This window comes from Nostoc edaphicum CCNP1411, assembly GCF_014023275.1.
Taxonomy (GTDB): Bacteria; Cyanobacteriota; Cyanobacteriia; order Cyanobacteriales; family Nostocaceae; genus Nostoc; species Nostoc edaphicum_A.
This window is the reverse complement of the sequence record NZ_CP054698.1, coordinates 1,789,367-1,806,900: the sequence shown is the minus strand read 5'-3', so window position 1 is coordinate 1,806,900 and position 17,534 is coordinate 1,789,367. Positions and strand designations below refer to the sequence as shown.

Below are 17,534 nucleotides of genomic sequence, written 5' to 3'. Positions count from 1 at the left end.
GAACAATGAGAAATTGATCTTTTTGCGACTTGTGTGTACATCGTAGGCAAGCTAGGAGAGGGTAATGGAGTCGGTGAGAGGCTTTAGCTTGGGGTTGGGATCATTTGCGATTTCATGTATTATTCCCAGCGATCGCACTCTCCCAACTTCTCAAACTCTGGCATAATCAGACATAGTTGCACCTTTAAAACTGATGTAAATCCGACAAGGTAATTAAAAGGTTTACGCCGAATGGATATTTTAATAGAATAATCTCATCAAAAGATTCGCAGAAATATAAATGGACTGGATTACACTACTGCGATCGCTACAGTCTGATTTTATTAAAAGGTTAACATCTGGTTCTCTGCTTCATTGTGAAACAGAAGGTCAATATAGTGAATTAACTGTGATCTCTGGAGAAAGGTTAAGGGCATTACGGGAATTTTGCTGGCTGATGGCTGAGAAATATAAGCGTGTTTTACCAGTCCGTGATGTTTTTATTAGTTATCTCAAAGGTAAGTTGGGTGAGGAAGTTGTCAAAGAACGTTTAGCTGATTTTATTACCGAAGTCGATTATGAAAAGCGATTCGGGGGTGATGGCAATATAGATTTTACCTTGACTTCTGACCCATCTATTGGTATTGAGGTTAAATCTCGTCATGGTCGAATTGACAGAGTAAGATGGTCAATTAGTTCTGAAGAGGTCGAAAAAAATGCAGTTGTAGTTTGCATTTTGATTCAAGAGGATGTGAGTGAAGCACAATCTGAGTATCACCTTTTTTTGGCTGGCTTTCTCCCGACTCGGATGATTAAGTTGAAGACTGGTAAAATTTCCTTTGGAATAGAACAATTACTATATGGTGGTGGTTTATGGTGCTATTTAGAACAGTTACAATCTTCTATAAATAATTCTTCTAGGCAACAACCACCAATTTATAAATATCTTCCGAAACAGGAAATTCTATCTAAGCCAACTAATAATCAGATATTAAAATCTTATTTTAAACCTGAATATCGTGATGAAGATTTAAATATACTTTATGCAAAATTAGGTGATGAATGTTTTGAAAAAGGAGAATATACGAACGCAATTACCAACTACAATCAAGGGTTAAAAGCTAATTATACTGATTTTGATTTATATTACAAAAGAGGTTTATCGCATTATCAAATAGGAGATTATGAAGCTGCGATCGCGGATTATTCTCAGGCAATTCAGATAAATATTAATGATGCAAAATCTTACAATAAACGAGGTTTAGCCCTATATCAACTGGGTCGATTAGAAGAAGCAATTAACGATTATACCCAAGCTATTAGAATTAATCCTAATGTTGCCGTAGCCTATAAAAATCGGGCTGAAGCTCGTTCTCATGTAGGAGATAACCAAGGAGCAATTGAGGATTATACCCAAGCCATTAAAATTAACCCCCATTATGCTGATGCTTATAAAAACCGTGGAATTGCTCGTTATTTATTAGGATCTCAACCGGGATTTCCCCAAGCGATCAAGATTAATCCTCAAGATGCCATAGCTTATAAAAAACGTGGTAATGCTCGTTCAGATTTAGGAGATTTTGAGGGAGCAATTGAAGATTATACTCAAGCAATTCAGATGAATCCTAATTATGCCGATGCTTATTACAACCGTGGTAATGCTCGTTCAGATTTAGGAGATTTTGAGAAAGCAATTGAAGATTATACTCAGGCAATCCAGATTAATTCAAATTATGCTGACGCTTATTACAATCGTGGCAATATTCGTTTAGAAATCACAGATAAACAGGGAGCAATTGAAGACTTTCAAAAAGCAGCAGATATATATCGTAAAGAAGGTAAGCTAGAAGCACTCAAAGATACACGAGAAAGAATCGTAGATTTAGAAATCGAAGAATCATTAGATATTTTAAACTTCTAGACAATTGGCTAAGGGGATGTTTGAAAAGTCCTTTTGTTGGTATTAAAAGTTTTAGATCCCTCTAAATCTCCCGATAAATTGGGAGACTTTGATTCCAGTTCCCACTTTTTTAAGCTACGGTGTACACACAAGTCTGAAATAGCTGATTAACCAGGGTTTTACCCCACCCTAACCCTCCCCTTGCAAAGGGGAGGGAGCTAGATTTCTTTTTCCCCCTTGACAAGGGGGGATTAAGGGGGGTAATTCGACTTGTATGTACACCGTAGCCTTTTTAAAGGGGGTTAGAGGGGATCTAAAAGTGCCTAAATTAGCCTCTTATATCCCGCCGCTATGGTTGGTAATGCGATTTAGCAGTGAGAGATGTTACACATTCTCATCTAAGATTGTTCCTTCTGTATTGGCTCCCTCCAAATTTGTTCCGCTCAAATTTGTCTGGTTCAAATCTGCTTGAGTGAGATTAGCCTGGGATAAGTCGGCTACAGTTAAGTCTGCACCACTCAAATCAGCTCCATCTAGATTTGCCGCTATCAAGCTTGCTTCCTGCAAATCCGCCTCACTCAAGTTAGTGTCAATCAGTTTAGCAACCGTCAAATTAGCCTGACTCAAATTAGCTCCTTCCATTGCTGCTTCATCCAAGATAGCTCCATCCAAGATAGCTCCGCTCAAGTTGCTACCACTGAGGTTAGCATTGCTCAAATCTGCTCCATTTAAGTCTGTCTCAATCAAACTGGCGTGGGCTAAATTAGCGTGACTCAGATTAGCTCCATCTAAAATTGCTCTATCTAAAATTACGCCACTGAGATTAGCTTCCCTTAAGTTTGCCTCGCTCAAGTTGACACCAGTAAAATCTCTGACACCTGCGGCATAGTTTTTCAGGAGTTGATCTGCTTTCATATTCTGTCGCTGTGCTAAGGAACGTTTAATTAAGGCTATCCAGACAGGCAGTAAATCCCCAGCACGCGCCACGGAGGATTGATGTAGTGAATTAAGCCAGAGTGAATGTCTAATATCTGTATCTAGGTTAGCCATCTTCAACTACTGGCGCTACTACCTAGAGTTGTGAGTTTTTTTCATACTTGGGAGGGATGTTGAGGCATTTAAAAACTTCAGCATTAGTGCAAAATTAGAGGATATTAAAACCTATGTGCGTAACGTCGCTTTTTAGCTAGCAAATTGATTAAGTAGTCATTGGTCATTGGGTCAACCGTAAGTCCACCGCGATACGTAGTATTTTCAGTATCGCGGTGGATAGTTCACGTTTCCCCGCCAACCACTACATCTCGAATTCGGAGACTAGGGCCACCACAACCCACCGACAGGCCGTTTTGCCCTCCCTTTCCACAACCGCCGGATTCATCCCAGTAAAAATCATCACCAAGTGCTTCAATATCCGCTAATGTTTGGAATACATTTCCTGAAAGCGTCACATCCCGCACAGGTTCAGCAATTTTGCCGTTCCTAATCATCCACGCTTCCCCAGCACTAAAGGTGAACATTTCTCCATTCGTCATCCCACCCAACCAATTACGAGCATAAACTCCTTCTTTGATATCGGTGAATAAGTCTTCGACTGGTGTTTTACCGCGTTCAATCCAGGTATTTGTCATCCGCACAATGGGAGTAAAGTGATAGTTGAGACAGCGTGCGTTCCCCGTGGGTGCTTCCTCCAATTTGCCAGCGGTTTCACGAGAATGTAAACGTCCAACTAAAACTCCATCTTTAATTAGTTGAGTTGTAGTAGCAGGTGTACCTTCATCGTCATAAAAATAGCTGCCGCGATGTCCCTCTGGGGCCGCACCATCAAAAATTTGGAGTTCGTCTGGGCCAAACCGCCGTCCAATGGTCATAACTTCCAGGAGATCGGGGTTTTCGTAAGCCATATCAGCTTCAGAAAGATGTCCGAAGGCTTCGTGGACAAATAAACCCGTGAGAATTGGGTCAATGACTACGGTGTAAGTATTACCTTTCACCGATGGTAGAGATAAAGCGGCGATCGCTCTTTGAGCTGCACTTTTTACCTGTTCATCCAAATCAGTTAAATCTTCGTAAGCTTTGCGAGAGCCAGTAGTTTCCCGTCCAGTTTGTACGGTTTCGCCATTTCTGGCGGTGGCGGCAAAGCGCATTTCCATATCCACCCAAGATTGCTCGATCAAAGTGCCTTCTGAGGTAGCTATGATCACTTTTTGGGCGCTATCTCCATAGCGTACCGAGGTAGTGGTAACCCGGCCATCAACGCTTTTGAGCAATTGGGCATAGCGATCGCACAATTGTTTTTTCTTCGAGAGGGAGATTTTGCGGGGATCAGTACCTTTTAGTGGGAGAGTGCATACTGCTTGCACCGGGTCAATGGGTGCAAGTAAAGTTTCTTCATCACCAACCATCCGCGCAGCTGCGATCGCTTCTTCAATACGATCCTTAATTGTCGCCAGTTGGTTAAAGCAGCTCAAACCCCATCCACCTTTATAACAAGCGCGAATATGTCCACCAATGGAGATGCCTTCACTGAGAGTTTCTACCTTGTCGCCACGCAACAAGATATCAGTCCCTTCTGCTTCTTCAAGGCGAATCATCAGATAATCTACACGCTGTGAATAGCGGGCGATCAGGTCAGAAAGTAAATTTTGGGCGTCAGCAAGTGTAGTCGGCATTTCCAGGTAGTAACAATGACGAACTGCATTTATTTTGCAATTATTTGGGGAATTTCTGCTAATTAATATCATGAGGGGACTGGGGATTAGGGACTGGGGACTAAATTCTTCCTAATCCCCAATGCCCAATACCCCATGCCCCATGCCTAATCCCGCCCGTAGCCCTCTGAACTCTTAGTACTTCCTTTTTTACGGTGGGTAAGAACTGAATGATGTGCTAAGGTAATCAAGTGAGAATAAAATTCGGTTACAGTGTTTGTTTTTAGTATTGACAGGCTTTTCCCTTTTGGTCTTAACAAGCTTGTCTCCGAAATCTAAATCTCTACACACCTATGATTTTGGAGATAATGCATGTCAATTTATGTAGGTAATCTATCCTACGAGGTCACACAAGAAGACCTCAATTCTGTTTTTGCCGAACACGGTACTGTAAAACGGGTTCAGTTGCCTACTGACCGTGAAACAGGACGTCCACGCGGCTTTGCTTTCGTAGAGATGGGCACAGAAGCTGAAGAAACAGCTGCCATTGATGCTCTTGATGGTGCTGAGTGGATGGGACGCGATCTCAAAGTAAATAAGGCTAAACCAAAAGAAGATAGAGGCGGTTCCTTTGGTGGTGGAAACCGAGGCAACAGTGGTGGTGGCGGCGGATATAACAGAAATCGCTACTAAACTTTAAGATCAAAAATTAAGTTTTAACGTCTTAAGGGCAGAATTATTATCTGCCCTTTTTGCGCTCCGGTCTACTGGATGGCGTGAAGGAGGCAGAAGGCAGATCGCTTTTAGCGTCTCCCCTTGGGAGAAGGCAGAAGTCAGGAGGTAGGAGGCAGGAGGAAAAGTGCCTTTCCTGTTAAAAGTGCCTAGTATCAATTAAGTAGGAGATAAAAATGACCCAAGTATTTGTGGGCGAAAATGAAGGAATTGAGTCAGCCTTGCGTCGATTTAAGAGGGAAGTTTCCAAAGCTGGTATTTTTCCAGATATGAGAAAGCATCGTCACTTTGAAACGCCTTTGGAAAAACACAAGCGCAAGGAAGTCGCAAGGCACAAACAACGCAAGAGAAATTTTCGTCGGAATTGAGAATTAGCCATACCTACACTGACGCACTTCTCATTTAGATTCTTAAATGTCCTAGAGGCGATCGCTATACTCCAAATAAGAATCTAAAGGGTATTTTTCTGTTTCGGTCAAATGGGCAGAGTAATAATAAACTTTGTCCCCTCACCGGGGATTGACAAACAGTTCACTTTTCCATTGTGTTTCTCAACAATAATTTGGTGGCTAATAGCTAATCCTAGCCCGGTTCCCTTACCCACAGCCTTGGTTGTGAAAGATTGCTCAAAAATTCTAGCTTGCACCTCAGCAAGCATACCGGGGCCGTTATCTTGGATGCAAATTGTGACGGTTTGTTGCTGAGAATCAACTGATGTGGTAATGGTGATGGTGTTCGGATAAGCAGTAATCTCTTGATTGGAGTGATTTTGATCGAGTTCATCAAATGCATCAATCGCATTGGCGATAATATTCATGAACACCTGGTTCAGTTGTCCGGGATAGCAACTAATTGCAGGTAATTCACCGTATTGTGTTACAACTTGGATTTTAGGGCGATCGCCATTGCCTTTGAGTCGATGTTTCAACAGCATTAAGGTGCTATCGATTCCTTGGTGAATCTGAAACTCCACCTGAGATGAAATATCTGTGCGAGTAAAAGTTCTCAGAGAAAGGCTAATATCTTTAAGACGGGTAATTCCCTGGCGCATTGATGACAGTAGCTTCGGCAGATCCTCTGCCAGATACTCCAAGTCGATTTCTTCAACAAGCTCTTGAATTTCCGGGTCTAGCTGCGCTAGCTTCTGCTGTTGGAGGCTCACCAAGCGAAGCAAATTATTGACATATTCCTCGATATAAGATATATTTCCGCCAATAAAACCAACCGGATTATTAATCTCATGACCAATACCTGCAACCATCTGCCCGAGAGTGGACATTTTCTCACTCTGGATCATTTGTAGTTGGGTTTGTTGTAACTGCTCTAGAGATTGAGTTAATTCTGCGGTGCGGTTTTGCACACGTTCTTCTAATGTCCGGGTGAGATGGGAAATTTTCAGGTGTAATTTTAAACGGGCAATGACTTCTTCCTGTTGAAAGGGTTTGGTAATGTAGTCAACTGCACCAATTTCCAATCCTGTCACCTTATCTGTAGAATCAGCCAGGGCAGTCATGAAAATCACCGGAATATTCTGAGTGATGGGATTGGTTTTCAGCCTGCGACAAGTTTCAAATCCATCAATACCTGCCATCATCACATCTAAGAGAATCAGATCGGGACGGGCATATTCTGTTTGTTCGATCGCTGACTCCCCATCTGTTGCCATGAGGGCTTTCCAGCCACACCCCTGAATCGCTTCAGATAGTACCTTGAGATTGTTTGGATTGTCATCCACCAACAAAATATGTATGGGTTTCGAGACAGAAACAGCGATCATGGATGTAACTCCGTTGTGACAAATGATTTGAGGAACTTACGGATTTTTCCGGTTTGGAAATTGGCAGTGAGTTTGTTTAACTCTGCCGCGAAGGGAGCTAGCTGACTGTTATGCTCAACCAGTTCCCCTACCATTCCCTCGATCGCTGAGATATCTCCCATCATTGCCAGATGATAGAGTTGTTGCAAAATATCCTCAGATGGTAGAACCCATTCAGCTTTGGGAGACGGCTGCTGAGACGAAGATTTGGCATACATCCACTCCACTCCTAACAGCGATCGCAGTCTATTAAGTAGTTCGTCAATCTGGAGGGGTTTGGGCAGGAATGCTGTTGCCCCTGCCTCTAAACTCCGCTGACGATTTTCTTCAAAGACACTGGCACTAGAGACAATAATGGGAATAGAGCGGGTTTGCGGATTTCCTTGCAAGTGAACCATTAGTTCAAAACCATCCATATTGGGCATGGCTAAATCGAGCAGAATCACATCTGGATTGTGTTCAGTTGCCATCTGTAGCCCATTTTTGCCATCGCTCGCTTCTAAGGTTCGACAACCAATTTCTTGCAACAAACTGGTCAACATAGAACAGTGGTTGCGATCGTCATCAACAATGAGAATCTGCGGCGCACTACCCCGAATCCCAGTAATTTTCTGGGTAGTTGGGGCAATTGCTCCTCCATGCCAGTCATGAGCCAGTGGTACTGGTACTGTCAAATCTAGCCAAAATAAACTTCCTTCACCTAGGTGACTCTGCACCTGAATTCCGCTCCCCATCAATGCCGCAATTCTTTGGCTAATGGCCAATCCCAAGCCAGTCCCTTCAGATCGCTGCCCTGCTTTACCCACTTGCTCAAAGGGCAAAAATATTTTTTCCAGTTGGTCTGGTGACATCCCAATACCCGTGTCTTCAATCTGAAAACGAATCTTGATTGTTGGGGATTGAGGATTGGGGATTGGTGAAAAATTACCCCTCTGCTCCTCTGCTTCTTTGCTCTCCAGTCCCCAGTCCCCAGTCCCCAGCACCTCTACTTTGAACGTTACGCTACCGCTATCTGTAAATTTGATCGCGTTGCCCAGCAAGTTAATCAACACTTGCCGCAGCCGTTTTTCATCGACTTCAATGGCAAGTGGTAGGCGATCGCTAATTAATACGTTAAATCCAATCCCTTTCTGTTCAGCTCGGATACCACAAATTTCAGTCACACCATGTAAGAAATTGGGCAGATGCACACTGGTGACAACCAAATCCAATTTCCTCGCTTCTATCTTCGAGAGATCGAGAATGTCATTAATCAGCATTAGGAGGTGCGATCCGCATTGGTAGATGATGCTGACTCCTTCGAGGTTTTTAGCCGTCATGTTTGGCGATCCTTCTAGTACTTGGGCAAAACCAAGGATGCCATTGAGAGGTGTACGTAGTTCGTGGCTCATGTTGGCGAGAAACTCACTCTTGGCCTGATTGGCAGCATCGGCAGCTTGCTTTGCCTCAACTAATTCATGAGTGCGTTCTTCGACTTTTGTCTCCAGGGTTTTGGAATAATCCAAGAGTTGACTGTTGGCAATTTCTAGTTGGCGATTTGTTTCTTCTAACTTCCGCTGTTTATAGGCATTTGTTGTGGCAATCACACTACCGATAAACGCAGCTAAGGCGGGTGTTACCGGAATTAAAACACCATGCAAAAACATCCCATAGCCACCCCATACACAGGTTCCACTGATGCCTACAGTTGCCCAAAGAATTTTGCCACCGGGAATCCGCAGCTTGCTATTGGATAACAACCAACTACCAGTAGAACCAGCAAAAGACCACAAAACAATCCACAGCGACAGGAAAGTGCCAGAAACGCCATGTAAGCTGGCTTTTCCTGTTTTTGCCCCTCGTACTAGTTGATGAGCAATATTGGCATGAATAACGACACCTGGAGTCGGTTTTTGAGCAGACATCCAGGAAGAGAAGGGTGTGCTGAAGAAATCATTAGTACTAGAGGCAACTGACCCAATAAATACCATGCGATCGCGCATCAAATTTGCTGGAATTTTCCCTGCTAACACATCGCGCATCGCAACTGTACGAAATGCTGCTTCTGAACCATGCCAATTGAGCAGAATTTGGTAGCCTCCTAAATCGGCATCGGTGTAACCTGCTTCTTGATTTTGCAGTGGCAGGTAAATTTCCTTGCCCAACTGGAACTTTTGCTTTTGGGGGTCAATGCTTTCTAAGCTAATGCCTTCAGCTTCAAGGTACTTCAGGGCTACAAGGGTTGCCAGTCCGGCTTTAATGGTGTTTTGCTCTTTGGCATCTTCAGCTGTCAGCAGGGCACGACGCACAAAGCGATCGCCATCCAACACTAAATCTGCTAATCCTACCTGATCCTTTTTTTTCAATTCCGGTGGGGGATTGACTCGTTCACCAGTAATTTTCTCAACTCCGATCAAATTGGGAGTGTTGCCAAAGACTTGAACAAGTTGATCGTGTCCGCTTCCTTCCGGTAAATCTCGATAGAGATCCAGTCCAATGGCGCGGGGTTGTTGCGATCGGATTTTTTCTAGTAATTGTGCCAGCGCCCAGTCTGGAATTGGCCATTTACGCACCGATTGGATATCGCGCTCATCAATTGTGACAATCACAATTTCATCAGCGATCGCCTCTGAAGATTGCTGACGAACCCATTCGTCGCGAATTTTCCATTCCGGTAAATTGAAAAGTCCCAACGATTGCCCAACCATAACCGTTAAAGCAACGCTGGGAGTAATAATTAAGACGCTGCGAGTATGTTGGATAAAAGCCTGGAATCTGCGCCACATATTTGTGTCATACAAGGGGGATGGGGATTGGGGACTGGGCACTGGGGACTGGGTGGAAATAAGAAGGGGGGCAAGGGGGAATTATTCTTTGTCTCCCTCCTCACCCTTGTCTACCTTGTCTCTTCCCATGCCCCATGCCCAATGCCCAAATTGGCATTAGTTGTTAGATGCCAATAAGCTCGCTGTTACAATCTCCTTCAAACTCACTGAAGACAGAAGTTCTTCCCATTGTTTGCGGAGAGTTGCATTGTTAGGTTGGGCTGTGTATGTCGCTGCAAGTGTTGCTACACAGTCATACCAAACACCGTTTTTACCCAAAGCTGTAGCCTGTTTCAGAGCATCTTTTTCTTGCATTGCTGTTACCAACTCAGCATTGGGCTGGATACGCTGAACCCAACCATCGACATAAGGCGTACTGGGGCTGAGTTGTCCATCTACTTTGAGCGCTAGGAACCATTGATAGTTTTTACCAACAGCTAAAGCGGGCGCATTCGCTGGTAATTTGATCGCGATTATCCCAGTTTTTCCTGCAACTGGAATGTTCATCTGATGTTGCATGTTGCCAGCTTCATCCTTGAGGCTGAACAAGGCTTCTTGGGCATTGGAAGACGGGAGATACACCAGAATTGTAGGACGTTCAGACACTGTTGTGCCATAGAAGCTTTGGGGCAAGAGGGCGATTAGTGCTGCTGGTTCTGTTGTCTTTACAGTTGATGGATTCAAGTAGTAAGTACCAACGCGAGAAGCACCCCCACTTGCTTGTTGGGGAGCGCCTTTTCCGGCAGCAGGTGTAAAGAGCTTGCCGCGAGAAGCTCCTCCTGTTGCTTGTCTGGGCGCACCTGTCCCGGCACTAGGTGTAAAGAGCTTGCCGCGAGACGCTCCTCCTGTTGCTTGTCTAGGCGCACCTGTCCCGGCACTAGGTGTAAAGAGCTTGCCGCGAGACGCTCCTCCTGTTGCTTGTCTAGGCGCACCTTTCCCGGCACTAGGTGTAAAGATGCTACCTCTAGAAGCTCCTCCGGTTGCTTGTCTGGGCGCACCATTGTTGGTGGGTGGGGTAAAGCTAACAGCATGGGCAGTAGTCCATGCACTGCTAGTTATCAGAGCGATGACGCTCAATGTACTAGCTAAATATCGACGTTTCATAATGTTTGACCTCATTTAATTGCAACGTGATGCAAGATATGTTTCCTTCGACTATGGACAGAAGCTTAGAGAATAAGCCTAAGTAACAGTCAAGTTAGGTAACTTCTACTATCAATATAAGCGATGATTGCTAACAAAAGTGTAAAAAAACAGCATAACTATATGATATATAGCGCCGTGTTATTACGTAGCTAAATCCAGTTACCGATCAAAACAAAGCCAGACCAAAAGAACGGATCGTGAAAATCAGTTTGGTGAATTAAGTTAATTTGTGCTTGTCTTAGTGCTTCGGCTTTAGTTATTTTAGGTTGTCGCAGTTGGTCATAAAAGCGAGTCATCAGCATTGCAGCTGCCCGATCTTTGACGGGCCATAGGGTGGCAATAGTTGAGCGTGCGCCGGATTTAACAGCTAAACCCGCCAATCCCAGGACGGCGCGATCATCTCCGGCTGCTGTATCGCAGGCACTTAGTACCAGCAACTCTATGGCTTTTGATGGATCGCTACCCCGATTTTTCAAGAGTTCAGATAACTCCTTAACGTTGACTTGTCCATCCCAAGTGAGCAAGAAGGTATCTTCGAGGCGGGAACTAAACTGTCCGTGGGTTGCTAGGTGGACAATACCTGCGCTACTAGATTTCACCAGTTCAGCAAGGGCTTGACTGGTGAATTCCTGGTTCAGCAACAGAGAGGAGGACATCGCCTTGGAGATTTGTTTCACTTCTGATTCCACTGCGGGTAAAGCACTAAAACCAGCGCGGGATTGGCTGATGCCACCGACGATCGCACCGATGTGGTTTGATCGCGTAGCCATCAATTGCAATCCTGGTGAGAGCGCTACAGCATACTTCTCGATCAGATATTGCTTACCGTCAAAAAGAGCTGCTATAGGAATATTTCGCAACCGACCGTCCAAAACAAACACCAATGTCTTAGTATCAATGAATGCTTGATCCACCTCTGCTGGACGAATCAACCAATTATAAATCTGTTGGGATAATCGATCCCGATCTTTGGAATCCGAAACAGGGTTAAGAGTAACCAAAAAGTTTTCCAGAGTTTGCTCAATTTCAGCTTGAGATTTGTGAATGACATAGGAACGGAGTGGTTGCCCTGCTTTTGAGAGGATTACTGTTAAACGATCTGGCAGGATAATCGGATAAACGACAGTTGCAGTGGGATCAACTTGATCAATTTGTTGAGTTCTATCTAAACAGGCTTCCCGAAAAAAGTTATCGAGTTCGGCAATTTGGAGTGCCTCAATTAATTCACGAGCTTGCATCAGTGCTGCTTGACTGGGTTGATCAGAGGCAGGGGGGCGGAGTGCAGAGGCAAATGCCTTGGGTTTGTACCCTTGCCCCAATTTCTCTTTATTCTCCCTGCTCCCTGTTCCCTGCTCCCCTGCTTTTTCACTCTCTAGAAGTAAATCAACCAGTTCCCGATAGACAGGCTCCACACTGGTGCGAAAAGAGAACTGAACATCAGGGTTGATAGCAACCAAATCCCCCCGTAATGCCTTTAAAGCATTGACTGCTTCTGTATAGGCAGTAATTGCTTTTGAGCGATCGCCTTGTTGCTTATACAACTGTCCCACCTGCCAAGCCGATTGAGCAATGATATCGTTAGCTTGGAGTTGACGGGCAATGTTGAGGGATTTCTGAGTTAACTCCTGTGCTTGTGATACCTGCTGTGTACGACGATAGAGTTTTCCCCACTGATGCAATGCATAAGCTTCTGCTCGAGTATCTTGGATTTGCTGTGCAGACTTGACTGTGACTGCCATTAGTTGCGCCAAATCTTTGAGTGGTAGGATTTCGGCAGAGTTTGACTGGTGATGATTGACAGTAGCAACAAAATTGATTGCTGCGTAGAGAGATGTATGACTAGGGGGTAGTTCTCGGAGTTGTTGGAGTAGTTGAGGTGCGAGTGGGTTAGCAAACTCCGGTTTATCGTAATTGAGGAAAAGTTTAAACTGAGCTAAACGCGCTTGCAACTGATCGCTTGGGTTGGTGGCTACCTGTTGAGCCTGCTCGAAGTAATCTAATCCTGTTTCTGGATCTTCCAAGTCAACGGCAGTTTGTCCCAGGCTGATCAGAATAGAACTTAACTGGGGTTGGGCTGAAATTTGGCGAGCGATCGCTAAACTTTGCTCTAAAACCTGTTGACTTTTACCAGAGTCGCCAATTATTTGCAAGGCCAAACCAAGCGATCGCAATCCGCTAACTTTGATTTCATTGTCTGGCATCTCTTGGAGTTTTTCAGTTAGCGCCTCCAACTGTTGTTTAGAACGCCGATAAAATCCTAAACTTTGTAAAGCTTGTGCCTGGTTGATTTGACTACCCAGGCTTCCCATTGTGTCGCCTGCTTGGTCATAATATTTTTGAGCTTGTTGCCAACTGGCGATCGCAATTTCGGCTTTGCCAGTATGTAATTGCAAATTTGCTTGGGTATTGAGTGCTTGTGCCCAAAGAATTGCATCAGCAGAGGGAATAGAGGTTTGCAATAGTTTCAGACTTTGCTCAATAGACTGTTGGGCTGCTTCCCATTGATTAAGTTCCTGTTGTGCCAGTGAAAGGTAACTCAAGCTTAGAGCTTCGTTCAAGCGATCGCCTTGGGTATGATACTGTTGTGCTGCCGTTTGCCAAACTGTAACAGCTTCCACAAAACGTCCTGAATGGTAGAGATTTCGTCCCTGTTCTAGCCAATTGATCGGTTGGGCAGTGGATGCAGACACATTCAGGGTAGAAGTTGTTGGTACTTGCAGAGATGCTCTAGCAGGTGTAATGGCCACTGCCAAACACAAGCTCAAAATACTTAGGCTGATATATAGCCAACGACGTTGTTTAATTTGTAAAAGCATAAATGATTACTGATACTTTCAAGATTCATTCACAGCACTCACCTACATATTGCCCAACTGATTGGGGGATCTATCAGTTGCAACTTTCATCGATTAGTCTTTAGGGAGCGATCGCAAACAAATCGCGATCGCTTCGGGGAATTAGTTAGTCTATTTGACCCCCAGAAAAATTAACTCCTCTTAACCGCAACACAGGTTTAGGACTTACACAAAACTATATATACGCTGTAGGGGCAATTCATGTAGATGCATACTCCTACGTAGAAGCAAGCTACGCGGAGCGTCTCGTAGAAAAGCAGGCTTTATATCTGGCTTTGGGACTTCGCTTGTGTACTTCACTAACTTGAAATCTGCTGTATTACACTTCCCAGGACTGTACCTCAAAAAATGCTCTAAAAAGCACCATTAAAAATCTGATTAGCAGTCAGGTTTAAATCTGGAAAAGTAGCGGATATAATACGTTCAGAATTCCTAAATTGAGCTACTTGATATTCTTCATCAACTAGATTATAAATAGAAATAGTTGGTTGTTTCGGATTACCAATAAATTTTCTTGCTCCCAAAGCTGCATAATCAACGATCCAATATTCGGGAATCTTCATTGATTCGTAATTACCTAACTTGGTGTAATAATCATCTTCCCAATTTGTACTGACAACCTCAATAACTAAAGGGATGGATTCACCTTGAGTTACAGTAGATTCTTTTGACCATAATTCTTCATTGTGTAGATTCGCATCATTGATTAATATGACATCTGGCAAGTAACCCGACGATTTTCTCGGTGGTTTTACTAATGCTGTTTTGGGGATAAAGTAGGGTAACTTTAATCGCTTATATTCAACAGTAATTTCCCCAGCTAAAAATCCCGTAACTTTTTCATGTTTTCCACTGGGTTGAGACATTTCTACAATTATCCCATCGTGTAATTCATAACGCTTCCCGGTGTTTTCTGGCAGCCATGCAATAAATTCTTCAAAATTAAAGATTTTGGGTAAAACTTGAGCCATATCAAAACCTCCAATTGTTTTGACTTTACCATTTCCAAGGTTGGGATTAATTAGTTCGACACCGCAGCACAGGTTAAAGATGGTTGTATGTAGTCTGCTTGAGCAGCAATTAACTCAATTTTACCGTCAGCATTGCGTCTCCAACCAGTAGCTTGAATAAGAGTTCTTGATGATGGTGATATTTGTGTTGTTACATTGCCAGTTTTGTGGTGTGTAGAGAGATCGCGGAGATCAGACCAAGTGCGATTGCTCGTTACTTGCTGATTGGGATTTTGCGGCACACCACCCCGCCCCGTTGCCACAAACCGACTGCCTTCATTGCCCGCGCAACCTGTAGCAATTTGCTGGGATGGATCGGTGACATTTGCTGGTAGTTCAACTAAGCCGGAATTTGGATCAACACCGATAGTATTAACTTGAACAGTGCCACTCACTCCAAATTGAGAACTGGCGGTGATGTCACTATCTGGTGTGAGTTGGTCGCGAAATTGCAATCCGAAGATACCTTGAGTGGTAATTTGGATGCTGCCACCTTGTCCGAGTACAGCATTAGCCGAAATATCGCTGTTTTCTTTTGGGACAGCAACAATAGACCCCGCACTGATTTCAATGTTGCCTCCTGTAGAAGCACCACGGGCATTGGTGATGATGTTACTGCCGCGTCGCAACAAGAGCAAATCACTTGCCTGGAGACGGATGTTACCACGGTTGCCTCCATTCACTTCTGAACGTAAGCTGGCTCCACGATCCAAGAAAATCTGACGGGCATTGATATTCAGATTCCCGGCATCTCCTGTACCTGTATTGCTGACGGTGATTTGGGCATTGTCTTGCACACGCACTGTATCAGATTGAATATTCACAGAACCTGCCGCAAAGTTAGTTGTCGAAGATGCGGTGATGCTACTGGGTAGAATCAGTCCACTACTCAAGGGTTGAGATAAACCCTGTAAATCCAGATTTTTGACTTGTAAGTTAATACTGCCAGCATTTCCCTGACCTTGTGTTGAGGAAGTGATTTGACCACCGTTGAAGACTCTTAAGTTATCTGCTGTTAAGTTAATAGTGCCACCCGAACCAACTACATTTTTACCCACGGAGGTATTAATGCCAGTCACTAAACCGCTAAAAGTTTCAATAACTGGGTCGCTGAGGGTAACATCTGTCGCTTGGATAGTGATATTGCCGGCAGTACCATTTCCGGCTAAGGTACTGCGAATCGAACCACCATCACTCACCTGTAATCTAGCAGTCTCAATGACAATATTTCCGGCTTGACCTACTCCCGATGGTTGTACAGAAGTTGTCACTCCAGAAGCTAGGGAATTTAGACCATTAGTTTCACCTGCAATTTCAAAACTCTCGGTTGCTCGAATATAAATATTTCCGGTTCTGCCTGTAGCGGTTAATCGACCACCCAATAAATCAGAACTAATCAGTCCACCATCAACTGTACGTAGTCGATTTGTTTCTATCGTGATGTTGCCACCTGTATTATTCGTTCCACTAGAAACAGTGTTAATGTTAGTAGACGGGATTATATTCCTATTAGGAATAGTATTAGTACCTATCAACTCTAAATCAGCAGATCGGATATAAATATCTCCTGTTCTAGAGTTGTTACCCCTAGTTGTAGATTGAAGTGATGCACCATTAGTAACGCGTAAGCGTCCAGTTTCAATAGTCACATCTCCAGCGCGACCAGTACTTGAGGCATTAACAGAAGTATCAAGGAAAGTTTTGGGTTGTCCTTGATTAGATGCTCCCAATATCTCAACAAAGTCTGTGGTATTAACAATTATTCCCTTGCCTCGACCGCCGGAAGTACTGGATTGAATACTTGACCCATCTTGTAAAGTCAACCCCCGCCCACGAATATTGATAGCACCCCCATTAGTGCCATTGGTATTAATCGATGAGGCTGTTTGCAAAGTAATCGCACCCCAATCAGCCGTATTAGCTATGCCCGTTAATTGCCATCCGGCTTGATTGTCTATCTTTATCTGTGCATTTTGCACAGCCCACAATTCCACACGTCCATCACTCGCCGTCAGACCTGCTCCTGTGAGATCAATTTGACTACCGACTAACGCCAAAGTTTGGTTAGTCGGAACTTGTAGTTTGCTTTGCACTTCAATGGATGCAGCATTGGCTCCCATTTGTAAACCCACAGGTTCACTCATGGTTAACAAAGGAGATATATTTGTATCAGTGCTAAACTCTTTGCCATCAGCAAATTTGATGCTATTTGCAGTTGTCCCGATAAATGAACCACCAATATTTAAGCTGGCATTTTTGCCAAAAATAATTCCGGCGGGGTTGATTAAAAATAAGTTGGCATTACCATTGGCACTGATAGAACCATTAATATTGGAAACATTACCGCCAGTCACACGACTAAAAATATTTTGGATATCTACGGCATTATCGAATGATGCCGAGCCGTTGCTAAGAACAGAGAATTGGCTGAAGCTATGAAATAAATTATTACCGACACGAGAGCCATTGGTGATGGTGTAATTACTACTACCACTAACAACGGTGTTGAGAGTGCCATCAGGAATCACTTGTGCCTGAATACCATTGTTGTAAATAGTACAGATGAGAATTGCACCTATGAAGCCAAACCCAATAAAAGTTAATTTCATCAACCCATCTCTATTTTTTACGCCGTATTTATTTT

The 17,534-nt window shown here is 43.8% G+C and carries 11 protein-coding genes; 3 read left to right on the top strand and 8 right to left on the bottom strand.

From position 1 onward, the window contains the following. Positions 1-280 precede the first annotated feature (280 nt). The gene (locus HUN01_RS10195; RefSeq protein WP_181931164.1) at positions 281-1,900 is read left to right on the top strand and encodes a tetratricopeptide repeat protein; all 1,620 of its coding nucleotides are present in this window, start codon (positions 281-283) and stop codon (positions 1,898-1,900) included. 363 nt (positions 1,901-2,263) lie between these two features. Here HUN01_RS10195 and HUN01_RS10190 read toward each other — a convergent pair whose 3' ends face one another. Both HUN01_RS10190 and HUN01_RS10185 read right to left on the bottom strand, forming a co-directional pair. Beyond that, the gene (locus tag HUN01_RS10190) at positions 2,264-2,929 is read right to left on the bottom strand and encodes a pentapeptide repeat-containing protein (protein WP_238846139.1); all 666 of its coding nucleotides are present in this window, start codon (positions 2,927-2,929) and stop codon (positions 2,264-2,266) included. 224 nt (positions 2,930-3,153) lie between these two features. Further along, the gene (locus HUN01_RS10185; RefSeq protein ID WP_181931163.1) at positions 3,154-4,548 is read right to left on the bottom strand and encodes a TldD/PmbA family protein; all 1,395 of its coding nucleotides are present in this window, start codon (positions 4,546-4,548) and stop codon (positions 3,154-3,156) included. A 351-nt stretch (positions 4,549-4,899) separates the two neighbouring features. On the opposite strand from HUN01_RS10185, the gene HUN01_RS10180 reads away from it, so the two are divergent. Beyond that, a complete protein-coding gene (locus HUN01_RS10180) occupies positions 4,900-5,220 on the top strand; it encodes an RNA recognition motif domain-containing protein (protein ID WP_069073773.1) in 321 nt (106 codons plus the stop codon). A 215-nt stretch (positions 5,221-5,435) separates the two neighbouring features. Next, complete coding sequence (gene rpsU, locus HUN01_RS10175) at positions 5,436-5,627, top strand: 30S ribosomal protein S21 (RefSeq protein ID WP_094333031.1); 192 nt, start codon at positions 5,436-5,438, stop codon at positions 5,625-5,627. Between the two features lie 107 nt (positions 5,628-5,734). Here rpsU and HUN01_RS10170 read toward each other — a convergent pair whose 3' ends face one another. From HUN01_RS10170 to HUN01_RS10145, 6 genes are all read right to left on the bottom strand, one after another. Further along, on the bottom strand, positions 5,735-7,036 hold the full coding sequence (locus HUN01_RS10170) for a hybrid sensor histidine kinase/response regulator (protein ID WP_181931162.1): 1,302 nt from the start codon (positions 7,034-7,036) through the stop codon (positions 5,735-5,737). After that, complete coding sequence (locus tag HUN01_RS10165) at positions 7,033-9,840, bottom strand: CHASE2 domain-containing protein (RefSeq protein WP_181931161.1); 2,808 nt, start codon at positions 9,838-9,840, stop codon at positions 7,033-7,035. The genes HUN01_RS10170 and HUN01_RS10165 overlap by 4 nt, the downstream gene beginning before the upstream one ends. Before the next feature lie 156 nt (positions 9,841-9,996). Beyond that, positions 9,997-10,983, bottom strand: coding sequence for a DUF928 domain-containing protein (locus tag HUN01_RS10160; RefSeq protein WP_181931160.1), 987 nt, complete (start codon positions 10,981-10,983; stop codon positions 9,997-9,999). Positions 10,984-11,174: 191 nt separating this feature from the next. Beyond that, complete coding sequence (locus tag HUN01_RS10155) at positions 11,175-13,841, bottom strand: CHAT domain-containing protein (RefSeq protein ID WP_181931159.1); 2,667 nt, start codon at positions 13,839-13,841, stop codon at positions 11,175-11,177. A 392-nt stretch (positions 13,842-14,233) separates the two neighbouring features. After that, a complete protein-coding gene (locus tag HUN01_RS10150) occupies positions 14,234-14,851 on the bottom strand; it encodes a Uma2 family endonuclease (RefSeq protein WP_181931158.1) in 618 nt (205 codons plus the stop codon). Between the two features lie 50 nt (positions 14,852-14,901). After that, positions 14,902-17,499: a two-partner secretion domain-containing protein gene (locus tag HUN01_RS10145; protein ID WP_181931157.1), complete on the bottom strand. Its 2,598-nt coding sequence runs from the start codon at positions 17,497-17,499 to the stop codon at positions 14,902-14,904. Positions 17,500-17,534 lie beyond the last annotated feature (35 nt).

Coding starts and splice junctions, on each gene's coding strand:
- HUN01_RS10195 (WP_181931164.1), top strand. CDS start 281: ATGGACTGGATTACACTACTGCGATCGCTACAGTCTGATTTTATTAAA.
- HUN01_RS10190 (WP_238846139.1), bottom strand. CDS start 2,929: ATGGCTAACCTAGATACAGATATTAGACATTCACTCTGGCTTAATTCA.
- HUN01_RS10185 (WP_181931163.1), bottom strand. CDS start 4,548: ATGCCGACTACACTTGCTGACGCCCAAAATTTACTTTCTGACCTGATC.
- HUN01_RS10180 (WP_069073773.1), top strand. CDS start 4,900: ATGTCAATTTATGTAGGTAATCTATCCTACGAGGTCACACAAGAAGAC.
- rpsU (WP_094333031.1), top strand. CDS start 5,436: ATGACCCAAGTATTTGTGGGCGAAAATGAAGGAATTGAGTCAGCCTTG.
- HUN01_RS10170 (WP_181931162.1), bottom strand. CDS start 7,036: ATGATCGCTGTTTCTGTCTCGAAACCCATACATATTTTGTTGGTGGAT.
- HUN01_RS10165 (WP_181931161.1), bottom strand. CDS start 9,840: ATGTGGCGCAGATTCCAGGCTTTTATCCAACATACTCGCAGCGTCTTA.
- HUN01_RS10160 (WP_181931160.1), bottom strand. CDS start 10,983: ATGAAACGTCGATATTTAGCTAGTACATTGAGCGTCATCGCTCTGATA.
- HUN01_RS10155 (WP_181931159.1), bottom strand. CDS start 13,841: ATGCTTTTACAAATTAAACAACGTCGTTGGCTATATATCAGCCTAAGT.
- HUN01_RS10150 (WP_181931158.1), bottom strand. CDS start 14,851: ATGGCTCAAGTTTTACCCAAAATCTTTAATTTTGAAGAATTTATTGCA.
- HUN01_RS10145 (WP_181931157.1), bottom strand. CDS start 17,499: ATGAAATTAACTTTTATTGGGTTTGGCTTCATAGGTGCAATTCTCATC.